Raw genomic sequence first — 21576 nt, forward strand, 5'->3', positions numbered from 1 at the left:
AAGATAGAAGACTGACTTATATAAAAAATGGAGGTTATGCCAGTGGAGAAGACGCGCATTCAAATCATGGACCGGGGCCCCTACATCGTTAAAGGGGAAATCGAATTATTAGATGCTGAGGGAAACGCTTTTGCCACTAAACAACAAGTCGCTCTTTGCCGGTGTGGACTATCTGAAAACAAACCATTCTGTGACGGAACGCATAGGGGAAAATTTGAGGATTGTGTCCGTGCAAGCAAGGTATTATAAAAGCTACATAATGCTAATGGGACTGAAGCCGGACTCCCTGAGGGAGCAACCGGCTTTTTTTTACTTAAACTATTTATGTTTATTAAATAATTTCCTTAAAAAATAGACAGGCCCGACAATCAAAAATGTTGGATTTGAAAAAAAGGACGGTTTCTTTCCCTCAAACCAATGTCCGACAAATTGAAAAGCCCATCCCAGCACAAACAAGATGAGAGCAGTTTTCCAATTAAAGAAAAACCACGGGAGCGAGATAATAATCAAAGGAATCCCAATGGCATGCGTCAGTTTGTTCACAGGATGTTGATGATCCTGGCGATATTTTTCCAACATTCGGGAAAAATCCATCATTCCATCCCTCCCTTTCCTACTTTTATTATTACCCTTGATCCCCATTCTTTCAATCATACAAATCAGGACTAATCCATATCCGGCTTCATATATATCTGTTAAGAAACAAGTCCAAGGCAAGGAGCCCGTCACTCATGAAGAACTGGAAAAATATACTTATGCAAACCTCGCTGGGAACAGCAGTGGCAATTAATCTTATGTTAGGCGCATTGATATTAGGAAGGAATGTGGTTCCCGCTGAGGAAGCGGTTCCCTCGATCGGAGGTACAGCACAACCCGATTTGCGGGTAGAATATGTGATGGAATTGGCTGGATCGGAGACAGTTTCCGACACCTCAGCTGGCGATACACCTCAGGGGAAAAAAGGTTCCTGGGTTGTGGAACATTATAAAGAATATGAATACCGATTTGATAAAAACGGGCGTCTGATTGACAAGCGCCCTACTTCCAAAGAAACCCACATTCGTTATTGGAACGGAAATCATTAAGGTTAATAGACCAGCCTTTCATATATTTTTATCCGGTAACATCGTTTCCGCCGTTTATCCAATCAGGGATGGAACACAGATCTGTCCCCAACAATTCCTTGTTGAATCCGGCCTGCCTTCGATCATATGGCAAACACCCTCAAAGAATAATGGATCTTTCCACTGAGAGGCCAATTGGTGAGCTTGTCTGAAATGATGGATCGCTTCCCGCACCTTCCCCATCTCAAGTAAAGTTCTTCCTTTTTGATAATATCCCATCGCCTTGATTGAAGGATTCTCTTGTTTAATGAGCTGTTCTGCCATTCCTGTTGCTTTTTCAAATTCCCCCATCTGTGTCGAGAGGCGGGAGCGAATAGCCAACCAAAGCGGTTGTTTGGTTAAGTCAGCCGGAAGCATATCCATGGCCATTTTCGCCCGCCTTGTATCCCCTGTCGCAATAGACATCCAAACATAAGTAAAAAGGAGATCCGCATTTTTCGGAAACAGCGTCAATCCCTTTTTTATCCACAGAAAAGCTTGATCCACCTGGTTTAAAACCCATAAATTCCAGGCAATACCATGGTAAGCGGCGCTATGCCCCGAATCACGATCAAGAAGCCTCTGATACCAGTGAATTGCCAACTCCGGTTGACCCATCTCTTCGTAATCATGAGCAATCGATTCTATTACCCGTGGATGGTTTGTTTTTTCATAGGAGGCAAAGCGCCAGAAAGAAACACTTCCCCACTCTTGATAATGCCGATAACAGCTCGACAAATAATACATCGACTCCCAATCATCTTCATTTAATGATAAGGCATGGTAAAAATAGGGGATTGCCTCATGATACTCTTCAAGGCGATAATGGCAGGCCCCAAGATTAAACCAGGCATCACTGTGATCCGGTAACAATGCGACCACTTTACCAAATTGCTTAATTGCCCGACGATCTTCCCCTTGTTTGACGGCTATACAGCCCAGCATGTGATGGGCAAAGCCGATAAATACATCATGGGAGGCAGTTTCACTCACAATATGAAAATGATGTCTGGCTTCATCCAAATGATTTTCCTGAAATTGGCTTAACCCCAGATAAACCCGTCCCAGCAAAAACTCAGGTTCCTCCTCCACCACTTGTTGAAAAAGATGTTTCGCCTCTTTAAACATAGTAAGCCCATAATACCCTTGTCCCTGTCTAAACTGGCGCACCACTGATTCATTCAGCCAGAACTCTTCTTCAAGCTCTTTTTCATCTGAAACCAAATCGGGGTGTTCTGAGAGCAAGTGAGCAATTTGTTCCTCAATAAAAGCCCATGATTCCAACATATGATCACACGATTTTTTGATCTGTTGCAAGCGATTTCTCCATTTCGCCCGTTCTGCGGCCGGGCAATGAGGATACTGGGACTTAATCTCATCCAAAGCATTTTGTACTAATTGTAACCATTGCTGATGGAACATGACGCTTCCCTCCTCTATGTAGTAGGAGTATATCCCTAAGAGGAAAATCCATTCCTGATCCAAAACATCCCATAAATGAAAAATCCCCGTGAGTCAATCACGAGGATTTTGGCTTAGAGGACAGTCCCATGCACTTCTTCACCGATCAATGTTTCAATCTGGTTCTTGTCATTCATAATTGCAATTTTAGGACGGTGAGTCCGCGCAGCCGATTCGTCCATCATCGCGTAAGACATGATAATCACCTGGTCACCGGGCTGAACCAAGCGGGCAGCCGCACCGTTCAGACAGATCGTTCCACTGCCCCGGGCTCCCGGAATGACATATGTTTCTAACCGGGCTCCATTATTGTTATTTACAATCTGAACTTTTTCGTTAGGAAGAATATCTACGGAATCTAAGATATCCTGATCAATCGTTACACTGCCGACATACTGAAGATTAGCCTCAGTCACAGTAGCACGATGGATTTTCGCTTTCATCATGGTGCGGAACATCAGGATTCCCCCCTACCCTCAAACAAAAGATTATCTATTAAACGGGTTGAACCAAACCGGACGGCGACAGCAATAATGATTTTTTCATGAGTTAATGTGTGAAGGGGGTCCAGCGTTGGATAAGCGAGGGTCTCAACATATTCAATCCTGGCCAGTGGCTGGCTGCCAATCCGGTCACGTACATATTGATTGACCTCAGCAGCAGTCGTGAATTGCCCCTGTTGCAATTTTATTTTCACTTCCCGGAGAGCCTGGTTCAAAATCACAGCCTGCCTGCGTTCTTCATCTGAGAGATAAACATTGCGGGAGCTCATCGCCAGACCGTCTGACTCTCTCATCGTCTCACAGGGAACAACCGTAACCGGAAAATGGAGATCTCTCACCATCTGTTCAATCACGGCCAGTTGCTGGGCGTCCTTTAAGCCAAAATAAGCCCGGTTGGGCATAATGATATGAAACAGTTTGGTTACCACTGTGGCTACACCTTCAAAGTGGCCCGGTCTGGCCTTTCCGCAAAGCAGTTCTGTTATTTTAGAGACTTTAACCTGTGTCAGCGGTTTTTCCGGATACATCTCATCAACCGACGGGTGAAAGAGAAAGTCTACCCCCACATCTCTTGCCAACGAAGCATCTCTTTGCAGATCGCGGGGATAGCGATCCAAATCTTCACCCGGGCCAAATTGTAACGGATTGACAAAGATGGAAATGACGACGATATCACACTCTTGTCTCGCTCTTTTCATCAGGCTGAGGTGACCCTCATGCAAATAACCCATTGTGGGTACAAAACCAATCGTCTTCGTTCGGGCGGTATTTAATGCGCTTCTCATTTCTGAAACAGTTTCAATGATTTTCATCCGTTTTGTTCTCCTTCTAAACCCCCGTATAACTGCTCAACCAATTCGGAAGACAGATGAGAAGCATGTCTTTGCTCAGGGAAGACACGCTGCTTCACTTCCTTAATATATGTTTCAATTCCCTGTAACATCGCTTTGCCGGCCTCTTGATATACCTTTACAAAAGAAGGGTGCCAATCGTTCCCGATGGAAAGTACATCGTGGAAAACCAGTACCTGTCCGTCACAAAAACGTCCTGCTCCAATTCCAATCACCGGGATGCTACATTTTTCAGATATAAGACCAGCCAATTCCTCAGGTACACACTCCAGCACCAGTGAAAAGATACCGGCTTCCTCCAGACGCTTTGCCTCATCGATAAGATGACGAGCCGTTTTTTGATCCTTCCCTTGAATCACGTAACCACCGATTTGATTGACCGATTGAGGAGTTAAACCGAGATGTCCCATCACAGGAATTCCCGCTGCTGCCAATGTTTTTACATTGGACAGAATTTCTGAGCCACCCTCCATCTTCACCCCGTACGCACCCGCTTCTTGCATAAGGCGACCTGCCGCCCGAAGAACTTCATCGCTGGACAAATGGGCAGTCATAAACGGGAGATCTGCGACAACCATCGTGTTCTTCGTCCCCCGGACCACGGCTTTGGTATGATGAAGCATGTCATCCAGCGTAACCGGGATGGTTGAGTCATAACCCAGTACAACCATTCCCACTGAATCTCCAACCAAGATAATATCCGCCCCCGCCTGTTCCGCTATCTTAGCGGAAGGATAGTCGTAGGCCGTGATCATCGCGATTGGCTCGTTCTCCTGTTTCAGCCTGGCCAGCGTTCGTGTCGTCACTTTTTTTCGAGATTCGCTCATTAGGAACCCTCCTTCGTGATTAAGGGCCCTGGGTCAGAGAAAAAATAAACGCCTTTTCAGTCACTTTGGGACTAAATAGGCGCAGGTTTGGTATGGTCATACCTATCCCTCTGTCTCCGTCCCAACGGCTCGAAGCAGATTTAACAAGATTATCGAAACAATTCATTAATCAAAAGGCAATAGTGCAGCTCTTGACAGATGCCGCCTATTACCATTTAAGGGTACCGGAAATGGCAAGAAAAAGCAATCATTTTTCAATGCCAGTCAATATCGGCTGAGTAGACGGGAACCATCCCCCGTTCTGTCCGGATCAGTAAAGCGCCATGTTCATTCAAACACTCAGCAACCCCTGTAATCGCAACTTGATGGGTATGGGCCGTAATCGTTTTCCCCAGCATACCCGCTGCTTGTTCCCATTTTTTTTGAATGGCCGGGAAACCGTACTGTAAGTAATTCTGATAAAAATCTTCCAATTCTTCCAAAATGGCAGCAATCAAGGTAGCCCGATGAATCGTACCACCTAATTCTATCGCCAGCGAAGTTGCAATTGACCTCAGCTCTGTCGGCCAGTGGTCACCCGTGGTATTGACGTTGATACCGATTCCGACGATGATGTAATGGATACGATCCTGCTCTCCCCTGAGTTCAGTCAGTATCCCGCATACCTTTTTCCCTTGGATCATCAGATCGTTGGGCCACTTAATCTGGACTGGCAGCCCTGTTACCCGTTCAATCCCCCGGTGAACCCCGACAGAAGCCAGCAAAGTGAGTTGAGAAGCTTCCGGAAGAGAAATGGGAGGCCTCAGGATCAAACTCATCCAGATTCCCGTTTGTGGGGGAGAATGCCAGAGTCGTCCCATCCTCCCCCTCCCTTCTACCTGTTCCTCTGCAATGACGACTGCTCCCTCCGGTGCCCCTTCTCTGGCCCACTGATGAGCCAATATTTGCGTCGATGGAGTAGAATATTCATAACGTAAATGCCGACCAAAAGATTTCGTCTGCAGATGGGGAGACAATTCCTCAGGTGCCACGCGATCCGGACGATAAACAAGCCGGTATCCGTTTCGCGGTTGGGCTTCAATTTCATATCCCTGTTGCCGCAACTCTTCAATATGCTTCCAGATTGCAGCACGGCTGCATCCGACTTTTCGGCTGATTTCCTCTCCGGACAGGTAGTGGGGTTGATTTTGGACTAAAACGCTGATTAATTCATTGCGAATGGTTTGCCCCAAAATAGCATCCTTCCTTTAACAAAACATTCTTTTGGTTGGGCAGTTGCCCTAAAGCAACCTTTTCCAGCAAATAGGCAAGGGTCTTTTTGACCCAGGGACCTGCCGGCTGTTGACAGTGTTCAACCAGCTCTTTTCCGCTAATATCAAGTTCTCTCACCTGTGTCACCGGCATCTCGTCCCACCATTTCTGTAATTGTTTATCAAGGAAAACATCTGCCGGCAACCTTCTTAACAACTTTGCCAACCCGCTTGCCTTCAAGACGTTTGTCAGCCCTTCTGTTAACAAAAGCCGTTTTGCTGTTGTCTCCGTCAGGCTTTTCCACTCTGCTCCCAAACGAAAGCAAGAGGTGATAGCAGCAATATCTGTATTGGATAAACGAAACTCCCGCAAGCGTGATTGGGCGTTATCTGAAGACACTCCGCAACAGAAAAGTAAATAAGCCCACCGAATGATTCGGTCATCTGTCCAATCCATTGGAGCCAGCTGATCCGGTCCGGGGACGTCTTGGATTTTCCAGTTGTTAAAAGGGGGCAGTGAATATATCAGCCCGCATGTAAACAAGATCCCGATGCCCTTGGAAGCCCGGCGCGCTTTCCACATCTTTTCCAATTCAGCCGTGACCCGTTCCACTGACAGATAAACACATTGTTGTTTACACTTCAAAAGTGCCAGTTCCGTTTGTTTATCCAATTCAAAATCAAATTGGGCAACAAAACGGGCAGCCCGCACCATACGCAGGGGATCTTCATGAAAGCGTTCCACAGGATTGCCGACCGTTCTCACCTTTTTGTCGTTCAAGTCTTCAATCCCGGAAAAATAGTCGTAAATGCGTCCATGGCGGTCCTGAGCCATGGCATTAATTGTAAAGTCACGCCGGGCCAGATCTTGTTTGAGTGAGGAAACAAACTTCACGCGACCGGGACGGCGATGGTCCTGATAGTCCGACTCAATCCGGAATGTAGTCACCTCAACTGAAGTTTGATCTTGCAGCACTGTAACCGTACCATGTTTGATACCGGTTGGAACGGTGTGGGCAAAAATCGCTTCAACCTGCTCAGGCCTGGCACTGGTGGCCACATCGTAATCCTGCGGCGTTTTCTTTAACACATAATCCCGGACACATCCCCCGACCAAATAGGCTTCAAAGCCCTCTTTTTCCAATGACTCAATGACGCGGATCGCCGCCCGGCGTCTCTCATCATTCATGACTGCCACCTGTTTTATTCCTGATAACCCGGTCGTACACAGCTTCATATTGTGCGGCTATTTGTTCTCCCGAGAAAGTGGTTTTAACTCTCTCAATCCCTGCCTGTGCAAATGCTTGATAGAGGGAATCATCCTGTAAGAGACAAATCGCATATTGAGCCATTCCCTCTACATCACCGGCCTCAGACAAAAAACCGGTTCGGCCATGTTCAATCACTTCAGGCAACCCGCCGGCATTTGAGGAGATCGCAGGCACACCACAGGCCATTGCTTCCAGGGCGACCAGTCCGAAGCTTTCTTTTTCCGAGGGGAGAAGAAGGAGATCTGCAAGTGAAATCAGTTGTGAAACCTCATCCTGTTTTCCAAGAAAGATCACTTTGGAAGTAAGCCCCAGCTCTTCGACTCGTTCAATGATCTTCGGCATCTCCGGGCCCTCCCCTACCAAAAGCAGACGGCAAGGAATTTTCTCCTGTACCCTGGCAAAGATGGCAATTACATCCTCAGGTCGTTTGACAGGCCGAAAATTAGAGATGTGTAACAGCAGCTTTTCGTCGGGATCAATATATTTAGAGCGCAGATAAGAAACATCGCGGGGATAATAAACCCTTGTATCTACAAAATTATAGATTCGTTCAATGTGTCTGTCTACGCAGAATAAATCACGGGTTTGCTTTGCCAGACTCTCCGATACAGCCGTTACGGCATCACTTTTTTGGATACCAAAACAGATCACATCCCGGAGAGACGGATCTTCACCCAAAACGGTGATATCTGTACCATGCAGAGTGGTCACTACTTTTAATTGATCGCCGATCATCTGTTTGGCAAGAACCGCTGCGATGGCGTGTGGAACCGCATAATGGACATGCAACAGGTCCAATTGGTGTGCCTTGGCGACTTGAGCCATTCGGCTGGCTAACGCCAGATCATACGGAGGGTACTTAAAAACAGCATAGCGGTTGGCCTCTACCCCGTGGTAACGAATATTTTGATGAAACCGTCCCAACCGAAAAGGCATATCATAAGTAATGAAGTGGATCTCATGTCCTCTTTCTGCCAACAGCTTGCCCAATTCTGTTGCGACAACTCCCGAACCGCCATGGGTCGGGTAACAAGTAATTCCTATTCGCATCGAGACCCCCCCGATTATACTCTACTTCAATGGTAACAAATACGATTGTTTCATGGGGCGCGGACTTACCAATGCTTCTCCATAAAGCACTCCTATTTGATGACCCCAGAGTTGATCCCGCCCACGGATCATGGAAAGGTAGGAAGGACTGTTTAGTGGAGTATCCACCTCTCCCTCCTCACGGAGAAACTGACTTTTGTAAGCGAGCACACCTTCCATTTTCGTTTCATATACATCACTGATATCCACAATAAGGTCAGCCTGATAAATATCGTTAATAAAATAATGATACAGCTGAGTGACGCGATGTGGCGGTTCCCCGCCGGGCACCTTTTTCCGGCGAATTCCCGCGTCAAAGACCGCTTCTTTCACCAGTTTGCTGCAGGCTACATGATCCGGATGGCGGTCCTCCCAGTACGGGGCGAGTACCACTTTCGGTTTCAGTTCACGAATCACTTGGGTTATCTTTAAGATTTGCTCTGCGGTTCCTGTTAAGCCGCGGTCAGGAAATCCAAGGCATAGTTGCTGGCTGACCCCTAAAATTTCCGCCGCTTGCCGGGATTCATTCCGACGCTGTTCAACCGTTCCGTTTGAGGAAAGCTCCGCTTCGGTCAAGTTGCAAATCGCTGTGGTAAATCCCGCGGCTGCATGTTTCGCTAAGATTCCGCCGGCACCGATCTCTACATCATCGGGATGCGCTCCAAATGCCAACAGGTGGACAGGAGTTGGTTGATTCTTCACCACAAACCCTCTTTTCCGCAAATGATTTCAGATACAATGTGTAAAGCTTTTTTCTTCGTTGCGATATTAAAAAAACATGTTTCCAAACATCATCTGCTTATCACTTCTTTTGAATGATAGACCTCCAGGAAAGCTCCCCCTGATCAATCGCCCGTATCAAAATTTCAGCAGTCGCCATATTAGTGGCCACCGGGATATTATGTACATCAGCAAGCCGTAACAAAGCCAGGATATCCGGTTCATGCGGCTGAGGGGTCAACGGATCCCGGAAAAATACGATCAAATCCATCTCATTTTGCGCAACAAGTGCCCCTATCTGCTGATCTCCGCCCAGTGGGCCCGATAAAAAGCGGTGAACCTCAAGGCCCGTCGCCTCCATAATCCTGATTCCCGTTGTTCCGGTCGCATATAACCGGTGAAATCTGAGTAAGGGTTCATAAGCCATGGCGAATTGGACCATCCGCTCTTTTCTTTTGTCATGTGCAATCAAGGCTATATTCACTTCTCTTCACCCCGGAGGAAAGAGTTGGCATGGGTAAATAGTGCCGGTGTACCGCCGGTATGCCAGAACAGGATATGCTTTTTTCCCGCCTTCCCGAGTCGCACCTGATCCATAAGCCCTGCCAGTGCTTTACCCGTATAGATCGGATCTGTAAACAATCCTTCCGCTTCTGCGAGAGAGTGGATTGCTTCATTTCCCTGTTCTGAGGGAACTCCGTATTTGCGGCCGATATATTGGTCTAAAATATGAATAGAAGAGCTTGGGACTTCCTGACCCTGCTTGATGGTTTTCATTAATTGGCTGGATAAACCGGCCACTTCCGATTTCAAGATTTCGCTTGCTTGCCACACACTTACACCGATGATCCGGGAAGGGGAGCGAGAAAGTGTATGCCCTGTTAGCAGCCCCGCCAGTGTCCCCCCTGTTCCGACAGCAACATAAATCTCGTCAAACGGCGGAATCTCTGCTCTTTCTCTTTGTGATTCCAGTTCCTGCCATGCTTTGAGATAACCGTAATCCCCGATGCTGGTTGACCCTCCCACCGGAATAATATAAGGTTTTCGTCCCAGGTTGCGCGCTTCCTCCGCTTTTTCCTCCATCGCCCGCAGCAACCCGTCCGAACCGTACTGGCCAGTGAGGAACAGCCTCGCGTTTAATAATTGATCAAGCAGTAAATTTCCTTGTATCTCTCCCAGTCGCTTTCCGGCGAAACAGAGCCATGTTTCCAGACCCGCCCGATTAGCGGCAGCTGCTGTTAAGCGGGCGTGATTGGATTGAGGGCTGCCACCAGTGATAATCAAATCACATCCTTCCTTCAGCGCCCGTCCAAGCAAAAACTCAAGCTTTCTCAGCTTGTTGCCGCCAAATGCAATTCCCGTTAAGTCATCACGTTTGATCCAACAACTGGCAACACCCAGCTTTTCAGCAAATCGGTGAAGTGGCTGCAGCGGAGTTTCTCCCCAGAGAATGGGGAAACGAGGAAATGATGAGCACACCGTTCATTCTCCTTTTTATACATTGCGAGCGGGTGGATGGCCGCTCGCTTTGTTCCATTATCCACTTTCTCTAACGCACATTGATTCTGCTTTTTGAAAAACTGAATCATACTAGTGCGAAGAATTGTTCACAAGTCTAAGATATTTTCCAGCCCGTAAACGAGGTGATCCAACTCCAGAACTTTTTCAATCGCCAGTTTCACGCCGGGCATAAATGACTCACGATTTAAAGAATCATGGCGAATCGTCAGCAATTGACCAGGGCCTCCGAATAGCACCTCCTGGTGAGCCACAAGCCCCGGGAGCCGGACACTGTGAACGCGGAACCCTTGATAATAAGCTCCTCTGGCTCCATCCAGAACCTCTTCTTCTCCCTGATGCCCTTGTTTAAATTCATGCCTGTTTTCCGCGATTAACTCTGCCGTTTTCATCGCTGTTCCCGATGGGGCATCCAGTTTACGGTCATGGTGTGACTCGATGATTTCCACATGGGGAAGATATTTCGCCGCCTGTCCGGCAAATACCATCATCAATACGGCTCCAATAGCAAAATTGGGGGCAATAATCGCGCCGCTCCCCCGCTCGCGGCATAACTGCTCCAATTCTTTGATGTCACGCTCGGACAGGCCGCTGGTGCCAACAACCGGGCGAACCCCGGCCTGAACCGCCAATTCGACATGTTCTTTGACTGATTGAGGGGTGGTAAAATCGACCAGCACCTCTGCATCATGCTTCGCAAGCGCTTCTTCCACCGAACCGGTAAAAGCGACTTCAAGAGGACCAAAACCGATCACTTCGCCGATATCCCGCCCTTTTTGCGACCTTGACACTCCGCCCGCCAATGTAAAATGGTCATTTTGTTGAATCATCTTCACAACTTCCCGGCCCATTCGCCCGTTGGCTCCGGCTACAATGATACGAATGCTCATGATGTAAACTCTCCTCTTTCTATGTAAGCTTCAAACCCCTATTTTGATTCTCTTCGGGTCCAACGGTTGGCATCCCGGGAACCATACTTGTCCATCACTTCATTATAGGCTTGTTCCAGATCAATATTTAATGAGTTAGCAAAACAGGTCACGATAAAAAGAATGTCTCCCAGTTCATTGGCGATCGTATTTTCTTTTTCTCCCGGTTTCTTCGGTTTTTCGCCATACTGGTGATTCACTTCGCGCGCCAGTTCACCCACCTCTTCCGTCATGCGGGCAAGCATTGACAGCGGGTGAAAATACCCTTCTTTAAACTGACTGATATACTGATCAACCTCTTGCTGAACTTCTTTCAAAGTTTTTCCTGACACAGCCATCAACCTCCCGGTTCTCTCTCATGTTACCTGATAACATGCACGAACTCAACGCCCATGAATTGAAGATCTTGTTAGGGGAATGTATAATATAGCGGGATTTGAATAGTCGTTTAGAAGAGGCGAGGCCAAAATGAAAAAAAACATTTATATTCACACCAAAAATATCATTATCATCTTTCTTGGAGCATTTATATTCGCATTTGGCATTAACTATTTTGCTATTCCAAACCAATTGGCAGAGGGGGGTTTTACAGGAATTACCCTGCTGCTCTATTATCTTTTTAAATGGTCACCCGGGATTGTTCTCTTTATTCTTAATATCCCGCTTCTATTCGTCGGATATAAAGTGTTTGGAAAACGAACCTTCATTTATACGATCATTGGAATTGCTGCCGTCTCCCTTATGCTGGAAGTGACAAAAGGATGGGGAGGCCCTCAGAACGACCGGCTGCTCGCCGCCCTCTACACGGGTGTACTGGTGGGAATTGGATTGGGCCTGATCTTCCGTGTCGGCGGAACCACCGGCGGCGTCGATATTATCGCTCGCCTGGTGAATAAATATTTTGACTGGAGCATTGGTCGAACTATGTTCTTGTTTGACCTTGGGATCATTTTGTCATCGGTTTTCATCATTACAGTAAACAAAGCGATGTATACACTCGTGGCCGTCTTTATCAGTGCCCGGGTGGTTGATTTTGTTGTTGAAGGGATAAACGCTTCCAAAGCTGCCACCATTATTTCCGGTGCTGCCAATGAATTGGCAAAAACCATTACCGAGAAAATGGACCGGGGAGTTACGCTGTTAAAAGGAAAAGGCGGATATACCGGACAGGAGAGGGAGATTCTTTACGTCGTTCTGGCCCCGAATGAGATGCCGAAATTGAAACACATCGTTAACCAACTGGACCCCCATGCATTTGTGGTCGTCCATGATGCCCGTGATGTACTGGGTGCAGGCTTTTCGTATGAAAAAGTGTACGAGAATCGTGTCATAAAAAACAAAGGCTAAACAAAAAATAAACCCGGTCCTCACATCCTCAGGACACTGGGTTTGTTTTTTCCACATTTTTTACAAAAAAAGCGCTTTATTAAACTAAGAGAGATACTCCGGCACAAACTATCTGCCACAAGCTTGCAGACTTTACCTGGTTACTTCCACAACCGCTCTACCTTTTGTTCACCTCCGGAAACGGTAATTCTGAATACATCAGGATTGCTCATCTTTTTCCACTCCTCAAATCCAAATCGTTCATCAAAATGCTTAAGAAGCAACGTAATCAAGTTGCCATGAGACACGATGACAGAGTTTCCATCTTCTCTGCACAATAATTCTTCTGCCACCGGAACAACCCGCTTCATGGCCGCTCGGCTGGATTCGCCCCCCTCCAGACATAAATCCGGATCTTCAAATGTCTCTTGTAACCGTTCCAACCAATCAGGCAGCTTTCGCCCGCACAATCTCCGCTCAATTAAGCGTTGATCAGTTGTGATCGAAATATTTCTCTCCTCGGCAAGAGGACGAATTGACTCGATTGCACGAACATACGGGCTGGAAATAATCTGATCCACCTTGATCCCTGCAAAAAAAGACAGCAATTTTTTCGCCTGGACCTGACCTTCCGCTGTCAAGGAAGCCTCAGGCTCCTGTCCTTCTGCACAGCAATGTCGCACAATATAGAGTTGCCGCATAAGCCCCATCCTTTTTTATACTTTATATCGCTATTCTAATTTAAAATATAAAATCAATGCAAAATATAGCAACCCCTCTGAAAAAGGGGCTGTCATTGCTTTAAACCCTTGCGGTTTTTTACAAGCGGGTGATTCTCTAATAGATGCAACAAATAGCGAAGCCGCACGTAATAAGTATGATCCCGAAGTGTCCGCTGATAAGCCTTGACGGCCATTCTCTCCCTTTCATCATCATGTTTTAGATAATAATGAATTTTTTCCCGCAGCTCTTTCAGAGTCCGGAAACTGGCCATTTCTTTATCAGGGACATATAACCGGTCCAGATCCCGGCGCCAGGTGGTCAGCTGAAAGGCACGGCAGGCAGCAATTTCAAAGGTTCGGTTATTCGGGGTAAAGGCCGGAATATTTCGCGGATTATCCTTACGGTCATTGGGAGTGCGATGAATGTTGAGCACAATTTTGGCCCCGTTATAATATTTGATCACCTCAGATGGCGGAATCGGTTTATTATAGATACAATGTTTTAACTGCTGGAAATTTTTCAGACGGTTCCACCACTGCCCAATGATGAACGTTTTCTTTTTCAATAATAACGGGGTTAATGTATCAAAAAAATGAAGACGAACGGGAAAAGCACTGCCGACAAAACATATATCCGACTTGTATTTGTCCGGGACAACCATCGGTTTATATTTTTCCGGATTGACAGCCAGTGGAAGGTAAAGAGCTGCTTTTTTGAGGCTTTTATAAATAGAGACACTTCTTCTGTCTTGAGTAATCACAAGATCATAGGGGCGAACCAATTTCTCATGAGTTTTTAAGCGATAAGGATCATCTACCACCCAGACCCCGATTGGGATCCCCAACGAGCGAAGTTTATAGACAGCTGTACCAGGCAAACAAGAACCGCGAAAAGACAGGATAAAGTCAGGACGGAAGGCCTGTATGCGCGCCAAGAGATGTTGAGGAGATTCCCGGCGAAGTAAGAATTTGTCCATCTTAAAGTGACTTTGTGTTTTCTCTAGCTGACAGAAAGCGTGCAAAATGTTTTGGTCTTCATCCGACAAATGGTTTTGAAACGAAAATCCACATCCTGAAGAAATATAGAAAAGGCGCATCTCTCTCCGATCCTTTCACTTATTTCTCATAGGCTATACTATTTTATTTCCTGCCTGTTGAATCGGTTCACTAGACCCTTAAAAATCCTCAACTGTCCATCCTCACTTGTCCATCATTTTAGCGCACGGAACAAACAAACTCCTCATATGCTGATGTATACCACACATACCAGAATCTATCACAATCAGAAAGGGTGGTGGAATAAGGTTTGAAAATCATCCTCATCGCCATAGATACCTTACGCACAGATCGACTCGGTTGTTATGGCTGTAAAAAACCAGCCATCAGTCCAAACATTGACGCGCTGGCAGAACAGGGTGTTCTCTTTAAAGAGATGGTGGCTGAAAACAATGTTACACAAAGTTCCTTTGTCAGTATGATGACCGGAAAGAACCCGTATCAGCACGGGATTGTCAACATGAAAACAGTCCCTATCTCCTCCCGGCTCATCTCTCTGGCACAAATTTTACAAAAACAGGGATATCAGACAGCAGCTGTCGATTGTAACCATAAAATCACCGGTCAGCCAAATCCCTGGTTTAAAAAGGGATACCACACCTACTCAGATCCGTCTGAACGGCGCCAAACCCATTTAAACCTTCCGGCTCAGGAAATTAATCAAAAAGCAATTCCATTGATTAAAAAACACCGGAATCACCCAAATTTTTTTCTCTTCCTGCATTATTGGGACCCCCACTATCCGTACCAACCAGATCCCCCTTTTTCCAGATGGGCAGAGAGACATGTCGTTTCCAGAAAAAACCAAAAAGAAGTGCCTTTAAAAGCGGTAATGAGAGAACCCCTATGGAGTTTTATTCATAAATACAATAAAGAAGAGCAATCACCCGGTGCCATCCGGCGACAATATGACGGTACGGTCAAACAAGTGGATCACTATATCGGTGAGCTTATCACCGTCCTGAACGATCTGAAAATCTTTGATGAAACTCTGATCGTCCTCGTAGCCGACCATGGAGAAAGTTTGGGTGAACATCGTATCTACTTTGACCATCACGGACTGTATGAGCCGACGATTCACGTCCCCCTCATACTCTCTTGTTCCCAAAAACTCCCAAAAAATCAACGCATTTCTGCTCTCTGCCAACATGCCGATATCCTGCCAACAATTTTGAGCATCGCGGGAATCAAAGCTCCCCGGTCCATCGGTCCGCTTGATGGCCGTTCTTTGCTCCCTGTGATTCGTGGCAAAAAGAAAGAAATTCGTCCCTTTGTCATCTCCTGCGAAGCAAACTGGCAATTAAAGCGCAGTATTCGGAACCACCAGTGGAAATTGATCCACTCCTTAGAAAAAGATGTGTACGGGAATCCACACTGGGAACTGTACAATCTGAAACAGGACCGCGGTGAAACTAAAAATGTGTTTAGCCAGTACCCCCGGGTTGCAAAGCAACTTAAAAGTAATATGGATCGTTGGATAAAAACGATGCTAACCAGATATAGGAGAAAAGATCCGCTTACCGGCGGGGTGAAAGTGCGCCTTCATCGGGCAACAGTGGCCGAAGAAGAAAAAGTGAAGCAACGGCTCAGTGAACTGGGATATTAAACACCTACGTCAATTTCTTAGCAACAACAGAGGATAACATCCTTGTTATCCTCTGTTGTTCTTTTTATAAAATTACTATTATTAATCAACAAAATTCTATTATTTCATAATATATCTAACATGTCGCTCGTAATTAAAAAAGGTGGTGCCATAGACATGCGGTTGAAAGGATTTTTTTGTGTCTCTATTATTCTCGCTTTCATTGCGATTATAGGGCTTAGCTTTCACATTGCTCTATTTTCTACTTCTTATACGGCTACCGTTGATCGTGTGGTAGACGGAGACACCATATATTTAAAGCAATCTGTATTGGGAACGACCAAAGTACGGCTGCTTGCTATTGATGCTCCGGAAACCAACTATAACGGATCAGCCCAGGAACCATGGGGAACCGAAGCCAAAAATTATTTAACTCAATTGTTGCCATCAGGGACACCCGTTACGATTGAAACAGATGTAGCAGAAAAAGACAACTATGGTCGATTATTAGCACATATTCAGAAAGGCAGCTTAAATATAAACCGGGAAATGGTCAGACAGGGACATGCAGTCACTTACTATATTTGGCCCAATATGAAATACTTTGAGTCTTACCGGCGTGCCTTGCTAAAAGCCAGACGGGACGGATTTGGGATTTGGAATCCAAATAATCCTTTAAAAGAATTGCCGTTTGCATTTCGCGATCGCGTCTCCGGCAGTGGTCCTGATAAATTTACAGGCGATTATTTTAGCAAAATATATGTTGACCCGGAAGATTATAAGCAGATTTCAATAGAAAACCGTGTTTTCTTTTTTAGCGAGGAGGATGCACAGGCAGCAGGTTATAGGAGAAAATGAAAAACTCCGTCTACATCCCTTCTATAAGGGAATTTTCTTGCCTCTCATCCCTTTAAGCGGGGCAATCCCAAACTGGTGCAAAATGGTGGGAGCCATATCCATCAAATGAACACGAGGCAACTGCTGTCCTCCTTTTCCTACCCTGTTGAGTGCAGAAATAAAAATTCCTTCATAATCATGGTTAGCTCCGTCGGGTCCGGTGTCGTTTTCATAAACATACAGTTTTCCCCTGCCAATGCTTCCCACCGAACGCCAGTAGAGATTGCCAAAGTAGACGAACAGATCAGGCGGAATATTTTTAACGGTTAAATAGCGTTTGGATGGTTTAAACACCTTGGTATTTAAAGGTCGCCCCAGCTCATCGGTGAGTGCCTTTAGTTTCTTGATCAGTTGATTACGCACTTGCTCATATTGATTCCGGGGAATCACCCCATCTGGTTCTCTTCCCTTCACATTAAGACAAAGCCTCCCGTAATACCCGCCATACCCCCAGGCACGCGTCCTTTTCCAATCCACCAGATCAGGCTTTAGGGGTGTAACAGTTTGCACTGCTTTTTTTAGCTTCAGATAACCCTCTTTGATTAACCATTCATTGATACAGAACCCACCGTCCATTCGTTTGGCACCATGGTCAGACACAATGAAAATACGGGTATCTGGCGGAACAACAGACAGCAGTTCACCGATTTCCCCATCCACGTAGCGGTAATATTCCAAGATGGCATTTTTGTGTGGCGATGGGCGGTACAATACATGGTTTTCGTCCATCAGATGCCAACAAGCATGATGAATCCGGTCAATGCCCATCTCGACCATCATAAAGAAGTCCCACGGCTTATGTTGAAGGAGAAATCGGGCAGTCGCAAAACGGGTCTTTGTCATGCGGTAGATGTTTTTTAACAACTCTTCTACTTGAGCCGTGCGAAATTGAGCGACATCAAATTGATATTCACCCACTTCTTTCTCTATTTCCTCCGCCAGCGAATCGGGGTAAGTATATGAAACAGATCGGTCGGGGGTTAAAAAGCAGGTAACCAGATGGCCATGAATAGGCTTAGGAGGATAAGAAGGAGGAATTCCAAGCAAAATGGACTGGTAACCCTGTTTCCCCAATAAACCCCATACAGTGGGTTCAGTGAGAGATGTACTGTCTGCCAAACCTATATCTGCATAATCATAGCTGTTTCGGTTGCGAAAACCGTAAAAACCTAACTGCCCCGGGTCTTTGCCTGTCATCATAGAAGCCCAGGCAGGCACAGTAATTGGAGGATCACTGCTTCTCATGCGTCCATAGACTCCGGATCCCATGACACGCCTGATATTGGGGAGTTGATCCAGCCAACGGTCAAATACTAATGACGGTTCAGCGCAATCCAATCCGATCACCATCACTTTAGGGCGACGCTTCATAGCTGTTCATCCTCCATCCTGCTCTGAATATACCCTTTTCTCCCTAAAAAATGAATGACTCGTTCCGCGCTTTCATCCGGACTTTCGGTGGCTGTTTCAATCACTAAATCCGGATTGACAGGTTCCTCATAGGGATCACTAATCCCTGTAAAATAGGGGATTTTTCCTTTTAATGCTTTTTTATACAACCCCTTTACATCCCGCTCTATGCACTCAGAGAGAGGGCACTTGATATATATCTCTGCAAAACTTCCAATCTGTTTGCGGCAATAATCTCTCATCTCTTGATAAGGGGTGATAAATGAGGCAATTGTTATCACTCCATGTTCAATCAACAGCTTGGCAATAAATGCGGCCCGCTCTATATGCCGAAAGCGATCTTCTCTGGTAAAACCCAGATCTTTACTAAACACTTTGCGCAACAAATCCCCATCCAGCACTTGAACACGCACATGGTGATCGTTTTTCAACCGCTGTCCGACCAAATAGGCAATCGTTGTTTTTCCGGCTCCGGATAAACCTGTTAACCACAAGGCGATCCCTTTTTGTTCCATACCTTTCACCTCCGGTACGGACTACTATATGATTGAAAGGAATCGTTTGAAACGCCCTTTGCCTAACAGATGAAGGTTTGGGTGCTACCGATTTTTTAGGATATGCCGGACGATCACCTGAATGCGATGCTCATAAAGATGTTCGCGAATCGTTCTCTGGTAAGCCAGAAATGCCATTTTTTTTCGCAATTGTTCCCGTGGAAGATAGAAGGCGATCTTTTCTTTCAAATCTTCTAAGGATCGGCAGACGGCAATTTCCCGGTCCGGGTCATAAAATTTCCGCAAATCTTCCCGGGCATCAATAATTTGAAATGAAGCACATGCAGCAATTTCAAACAATCGGTTGTTTGGTGTTTGTGCACCGATCCGGTGCCGGTTTTGTTTGAGATAGGGATCATCAAACGCGCGATGGATGTTTAACACAATTTTGGCACCGTTGTAATACTGGCAAACCTCTTCCGGCTTTATCCACCCCCCTCTCAGCAAAAAAGAAGAACTTGCAGACAGACGGTCCCAGCCGGGACCAATTAACCGTGTCCGGTATTTTTTTAGACAAGGGGATATTTTTTCTACCACGGCAAAACGATTTTGAAAGGCAGATCCGACCATGGCAATTTGTGAACGAAACAGAGATGGGACCTTTTTCAAAGGCTTATAAACCAGTGGGTGGGCTGCAAGAGGGAGGTGGACAATCCGGCCTTTACAGCTTTTTTGGTAGACTGGCAGTGCTTCACTTTCATTGGTAAAAACCCAGTCAAACAGATGGCAGGTTTGCAAGGAACGATCAATGGCATAAGGATCATCTGTGTACCAGATTGCTTTAGGAAAAGAGAAGCTTTCTATCAACTGTAAATTTTCCGCAGTGAGCCGCTCTCCCAACATAGTCAGCAGAAAATCGGGATTCTGCTTTTTTCGCAAACGCTCCCACCGTTGTTGAAAATGGCGGCCTGGATGCATGACACGCACTTCCAGCCCCAGCTTCTTCATCGCCTGAATAACGGAGTGATCGATAAAGGCAAAGGGTTTCCGTATACCTGATGTTACATATATCACTTTCATAGAGTTTCTTCTCTCCCTGCCATATATCTAACACATCTGATACAGACAAACATAAAATAACACAATACGATCAAGTATCTTTGTTATTCAGAGGTGATTAAGTTGTTTCCCATTAACCTCGGCCAGTTGTCACGTATTATAGGCGGACAACTTGTTCGCGGAAACGCCAATACACCCATCAGTCACCCTATTTATCAAAGTATTCGTTACTTGGGGCCTGGCAAGGTTTTTTTTCTAAAGACCAAATATACAAACAAATTTAGCCCGGAAGAACTTCGAGCGAGAAAAAGTGCCGGTATCATTGCCACCCCTGCTTTGGCAAAACTGGTTCCTCCCCATCATCCTCTTATTCTTGTTCCTGACATCGATACCGCTCTTTGGAAACTGGCTGCCTGGCAGCGAAGCCAATCAAAAGCACTAGTGATTGGAGTAACTGGAAGCCAGGGAAAAACAACCACAAAAGAAATGTTAGCCTCTATCTTAAAACAGAAATACATCACCTATAAATCTCCTTCCAACCATAACATTGCAACATATATTCCAAACCATCTGTTCCATTTAAATGGCAGGCATCAAGTTGCCGTACTGGAAATGGGGATGTCAAGCCTGGGCAATATACGAAAACAGTGTTTTTATGCCAGACCTAAGATCGGGATCGTTACCAACGTCGGCGAAGCACATGTGGGAAAGCTGGGGAACACCCTTAAAAATGTAGTAAAAGCCAAACAGGAGATTGTGGACGGCATTGATTCTCATGGATTTTTAATCCTGAACGCTGATGACAAAGGCAGTCGCCAACTGTCGCTAAGAAAATTTCACGGTAAAGTAAACACTGTTGGGATCAAAAACAAGGCGACATATCAGGCGGCAAACATTCGCTTTACCCGTAACGGAATGCACTTTACTGTCAACGGGGTCCCTTATCATATTAAAACATGGGGTAAACATCAGATTTACAATGCCCTCGCTGCCATCGCTGCCGCTCGTCTGTTAAAAGTACCCACTCGTCTCATTCAGCAGGGACTTGCTGGCTACCATGCACCATCCATGCGATTACAAAAACTATACGGGATCAAGAAATACCTTTTGATCAATGATGCTTATAATGCTAACCCCTCTTCCATGATTGCCGGATTAAGGGTTTTAAAAAGATTATCAAAAAAACGTAAGAGCGTAGCAGTTCTGGGTGACATGTCTGAATTAGGAAGCCATAGCACCGGCGGTCATGCCCGGGTAGGAAAAGTTGTCAGCAAAATAAAACCTACGTACCTTATCACCATTGGTCCGCAAGCGGCAATCATTGCCCGCACTGCCGACCTCCATGGAATGCCTAAAACCCGGATTCGACCATTTCCAAACCAATCCGCTGCGCTCACATTTATCCGGTCCGCCATTCCTGCCGGTTCTATCCTCTACTTTAAAGCATCAAGGAAGACAAGATTAGAGTGGCTGGTAAAACAACTAAAAGATAAAAGATAAAACCT

24 protein-coding genes are annotated in these 21576 nt (G+C 45.9%); 6 read left to right on the plus strand and 18 right to left on the minus strand.

From position 1 onward, the window contains the following. Positions 1 to 66 precede the first annotated feature (66 nt). Complete coding sequence (locus I8U27_RS08445; RefSeq protein ID WP_408637641.1) at positions 67 to 249, plus strand: CDGSH iron-sulfur domain-containing protein; 183 nt, start codon at positions 67 to 69, stop codon at positions 247 to 249. A gap of 69 nt (positions 250 to 318) precedes the next feature. Here the strand turns inward: I8U27_RS08445 and I8U27_RS08450 are convergent, their stop codons facing one another. After that, positions 319 to 594 (minus strand): Mpo1-like protein, encoded by a 276-nt coding sequence (locus tag I8U27_RS08450; RefSeq protein WP_181751732.1) that lies wholly within the window; start codon positions 592 to 594, stop codon positions 319 to 321. Positions 595 to 731: 137 nt separating this feature from the next. Between I8U27_RS08450 and I8U27_RS08455 the strand changes: the two genes are divergently transcribed. Beyond that, on the plus strand, positions 732 to 1085 hold the full coding sequence (locus I8U27_RS08455; protein ID WP_181751731.1) for a hypothetical protein: 354 nt from the start codon (positions 732 to 734) through the stop codon (positions 1083 to 1085). Positions 1086 to 1139: 54 nt separating this feature from the next. Here the strand turns inward: I8U27_RS08455 and I8U27_RS08460 are convergent, their stop codons facing one another. From I8U27_RS08460 to I8U27_RS08515, 12 genes are all read right to left on the minus strand, one after another. After that, positions 1140 to 2525 (minus strand): tetratricopeptide repeat protein, encoded by a 1386-nt coding sequence (locus I8U27_RS08460; protein WP_181751730.1) that lies wholly within the window; start codon positions 2523 to 2525, stop codon positions 1140 to 1142. Between the two features lie 113 nt (positions 2526 to 2638). Further along, complete coding sequence (panD, locus tag I8U27_RS08465; protein ID WP_181751729.1) at positions 2639 to 3022, minus strand: aspartate 1-decarboxylase; 384 nt, start codon at positions 3020 to 3022, stop codon at positions 2639 to 2641. Beyond that, on the minus strand, positions 3022 to 3879 hold the full coding sequence (panC, locus tag I8U27_RS08470) for a pantoate--beta-alanine ligase (RefSeq protein WP_181751728.1): 858 nt from the start codon (positions 3877 to 3879) through the stop codon (positions 3022 to 3024). The genes panD and panC overlap by 1 nt, the downstream gene beginning before the upstream one ends. Then, entirely contained in the window at positions 3876 to 4745 is an 870-nt protein-coding gene (panB, locus tag I8U27_RS08475) for a 3-methyl-2-oxobutanoate hydroxymethyltransferase (protein WP_181751727.1), read from the minus strand. Before panB ends, panC begins: the two co-directional genes overlap by 4 nt. A 254-nt stretch (positions 4746 to 4999) precedes the next feature. Then, the gene (locus I8U27_RS08480; RefSeq protein ID WP_181751726.1) at positions 5000 to 5977 is read right to left on the minus strand and encodes a biotin--[acetyl-CoA-carboxylase] ligase; all 978 of its coding nucleotides are present in this window, start codon (positions 5975 to 5977) and stop codon (positions 5000 to 5002) included. After that, positions 5955 to 7184, minus strand: coding sequence for a CCA tRNA nucleotidyltransferase (locus I8U27_RS08485; RefSeq protein ID WP_181751725.1), 1230 nt, complete (start codon positions 7182 to 7184; stop codon positions 5955 to 5957). The genes I8U27_RS08480 and I8U27_RS08485 overlap by 23 nt, the downstream gene beginning before the upstream one ends. Next, positions 7177 to 8316: an N-acetyl-alpha-D-glucosaminyl L-malate synthase BshA gene (gene bshA / locus I8U27_RS08490; RefSeq protein ID WP_181751724.1), complete on the minus strand. Its 1140-nt coding sequence runs from the start codon at positions 8314 to 8316 to the stop codon at positions 7177 to 7179. Before bshA ends, I8U27_RS08485 begins: the two co-directional genes overlap by 8 nt. A 21-nt stretch (positions 8317 to 8337) precedes the next feature. Next, on the minus strand, positions 8338 to 9057 hold the full coding sequence (gene bshB1 / locus I8U27_RS08495) for a bacillithiol biosynthesis deacetylase BshB1 (protein ID WP_309506121.1): 720 nt from the start codon (positions 9055 to 9057) through the stop codon (positions 8338 to 8340). Positions 9058 to 9157: 100 nt separating this feature from the next. After that, positions 9158 to 9559 carry a methylglyoxal synthase gene (locus I8U27_RS08500; protein ID WP_181751722.1) on the minus strand — a complete coding sequence of 134 codons (402 nt, stop codon included), beginning with the start codon at positions 9557 to 9559 and terminating at the stop codon, positions 9158 to 9160. Further along, positions 9556 to 10554, minus strand: a complete 999-nt coding sequence (locus tag I8U27_RS08505; protein ID WP_181751721.1) for a 1-aminocyclopropane-1-carboxylate deaminase/D-cysteine desulfhydrase — start codon at positions 10552 to 10554, stop codon at positions 9556 to 9558. Before I8U27_RS08505 ends, I8U27_RS08500 begins: the two co-directional genes overlap by 4 nt. A gap of 128 nt (positions 10555 to 10682) precedes the next feature. Further along, positions 10683 to 11483 (minus strand): 4-hydroxy-tetrahydrodipicolinate reductase, encoded by an 801-nt coding sequence (gene dapB, locus I8U27_RS08510; RefSeq protein WP_220185926.1) that lies wholly within the window; start codon positions 11481 to 11483, stop codon positions 10683 to 10685. Positions 11484 to 11521: 38 nt separating this feature from the next. After that, entirely contained in the window at positions 11522 to 11854 is a 333-nt protein-coding gene (locus I8U27_RS08515; protein WP_181751720.1) for a nucleotide pyrophosphohydrolase, read from the minus strand. 136 nt (positions 11855 to 11990) lie between these two features. Between I8U27_RS08515 and I8U27_RS08520 the strand changes: the two genes are divergently transcribed. Then, positions 11991 to 12869 carry a YitT family protein gene (locus tag I8U27_RS08520; RefSeq protein WP_181751719.1) on the plus strand — a complete coding sequence of 293 codons (879 nt, stop codon included), beginning with the start codon at positions 11991 to 11993 and terminating at the stop codon, positions 12867 to 12869. A gap of 140 nt (positions 12870 to 13009) precedes the next feature. Here the strand turns inward: I8U27_RS08520 and I8U27_RS08525 are convergent, their stop codons facing one another. Then, a complete protein-coding gene (locus I8U27_RS08525) occupies positions 13010 to 13549 on the minus strand; it encodes a histidine phosphatase family protein (protein ID WP_181751718.1) in 540 nt (179 codons plus the stop codon). A 92-nt stretch (positions 13550 to 13641) separates the two neighbouring features. After that, on the minus strand, positions 13642 to 14547 hold the full coding sequence (locus I8U27_RS08530; RefSeq protein ID WP_181751717.1) for a CgeB family protein: 906 nt from the start codon (positions 14545 to 14547) through the stop codon (positions 13642 to 13644). 329 nt (positions 14548 to 14876) lie between these two features. Here I8U27_RS08530 and I8U27_RS08535 point away from each other — a divergent pair, with 329 nt between their 5' ends. Both I8U27_RS08535 and I8U27_RS08540 read left to right on the plus strand, forming a co-directional pair. Further along, positions 14877 to 16232, plus strand: a complete 1356-nt coding sequence (locus I8U27_RS08535; protein ID WP_181751716.1) for a sulfatase family protein — start codon at positions 14877 to 14879, stop codon at positions 16230 to 16232. A gap of 156 nt (positions 16233 to 16388) precedes the next feature. Continuing rightward, positions 16389 to 17069, plus strand: coding sequence for a thermonuclease family protein (locus tag I8U27_RS08540; protein WP_181751715.1), 681 nt, complete (start codon positions 16389 to 16391; stop codon positions 17067 to 17069). 21 nt (positions 17070 to 17090) lie between these two features. Here the strand turns inward: I8U27_RS08540 and I8U27_RS08545 are convergent, their stop codons facing one another. From I8U27_RS08545 to I8U27_RS08555, 3 genes are all read right to left on the minus strand, one after another. Further along, the gene (locus I8U27_RS08545; RefSeq protein WP_181751714.1) at positions 17091 to 18479 is read right to left on the minus strand and encodes an alkaline phosphatase family protein; all 1389 of its coding nucleotides are present in this window, start codon (positions 18477 to 18479) and stop codon (positions 17091 to 17093) included. Then, positions 18476 to 19033 carry an adenylyl-sulfate kinase gene (cysC, locus tag I8U27_RS08550; protein ID WP_181751713.1) on the minus strand — a complete coding sequence of 186 codons (558 nt, stop codon included), beginning with the start codon at positions 19031 to 19033 and terminating at the stop codon, positions 18476 to 18478. The genes I8U27_RS08545 and cysC overlap by 4 nt, the downstream gene beginning before the upstream one ends. 84 nt (positions 19034 to 19117) lie before the next feature. Next, on the minus strand, positions 19118 to 20092 hold the full coding sequence (locus I8U27_RS08555) for a CgeB family protein (protein ID WP_181751712.1): 975 nt from the start codon (positions 20090 to 20092) through the stop codon (positions 19118 to 19120). 102 nt (positions 20093 to 20194) lie between these two features. Between I8U27_RS08555 and I8U27_RS08560 the strand changes: the two genes are divergently transcribed. Further along, positions 20195 to 21571, plus strand: coding sequence for a UDP-N-acetylmuramoyl-tripeptide--D-alanyl-D-alanine ligase (locus I8U27_RS08560; RefSeq protein WP_181751711.1), 1377 nt, complete (start codon positions 20195 to 20197; stop codon positions 21569 to 21571). The last annotated feature ends 5 nt before the right edge of the window (positions 21572 to 21576 follow it).

Origin of the sequence: Paenactinomyces guangxiensis (assembly GCF_016055185.1) — a bacterium.
Classification (GTDB): domain Bacteria; phylum Bacillota; class Bacilli; order Thermoactinomycetales; family Thermoactinomycetaceae; genus Paenactinomyces; species Paenactinomyces guangxiensis.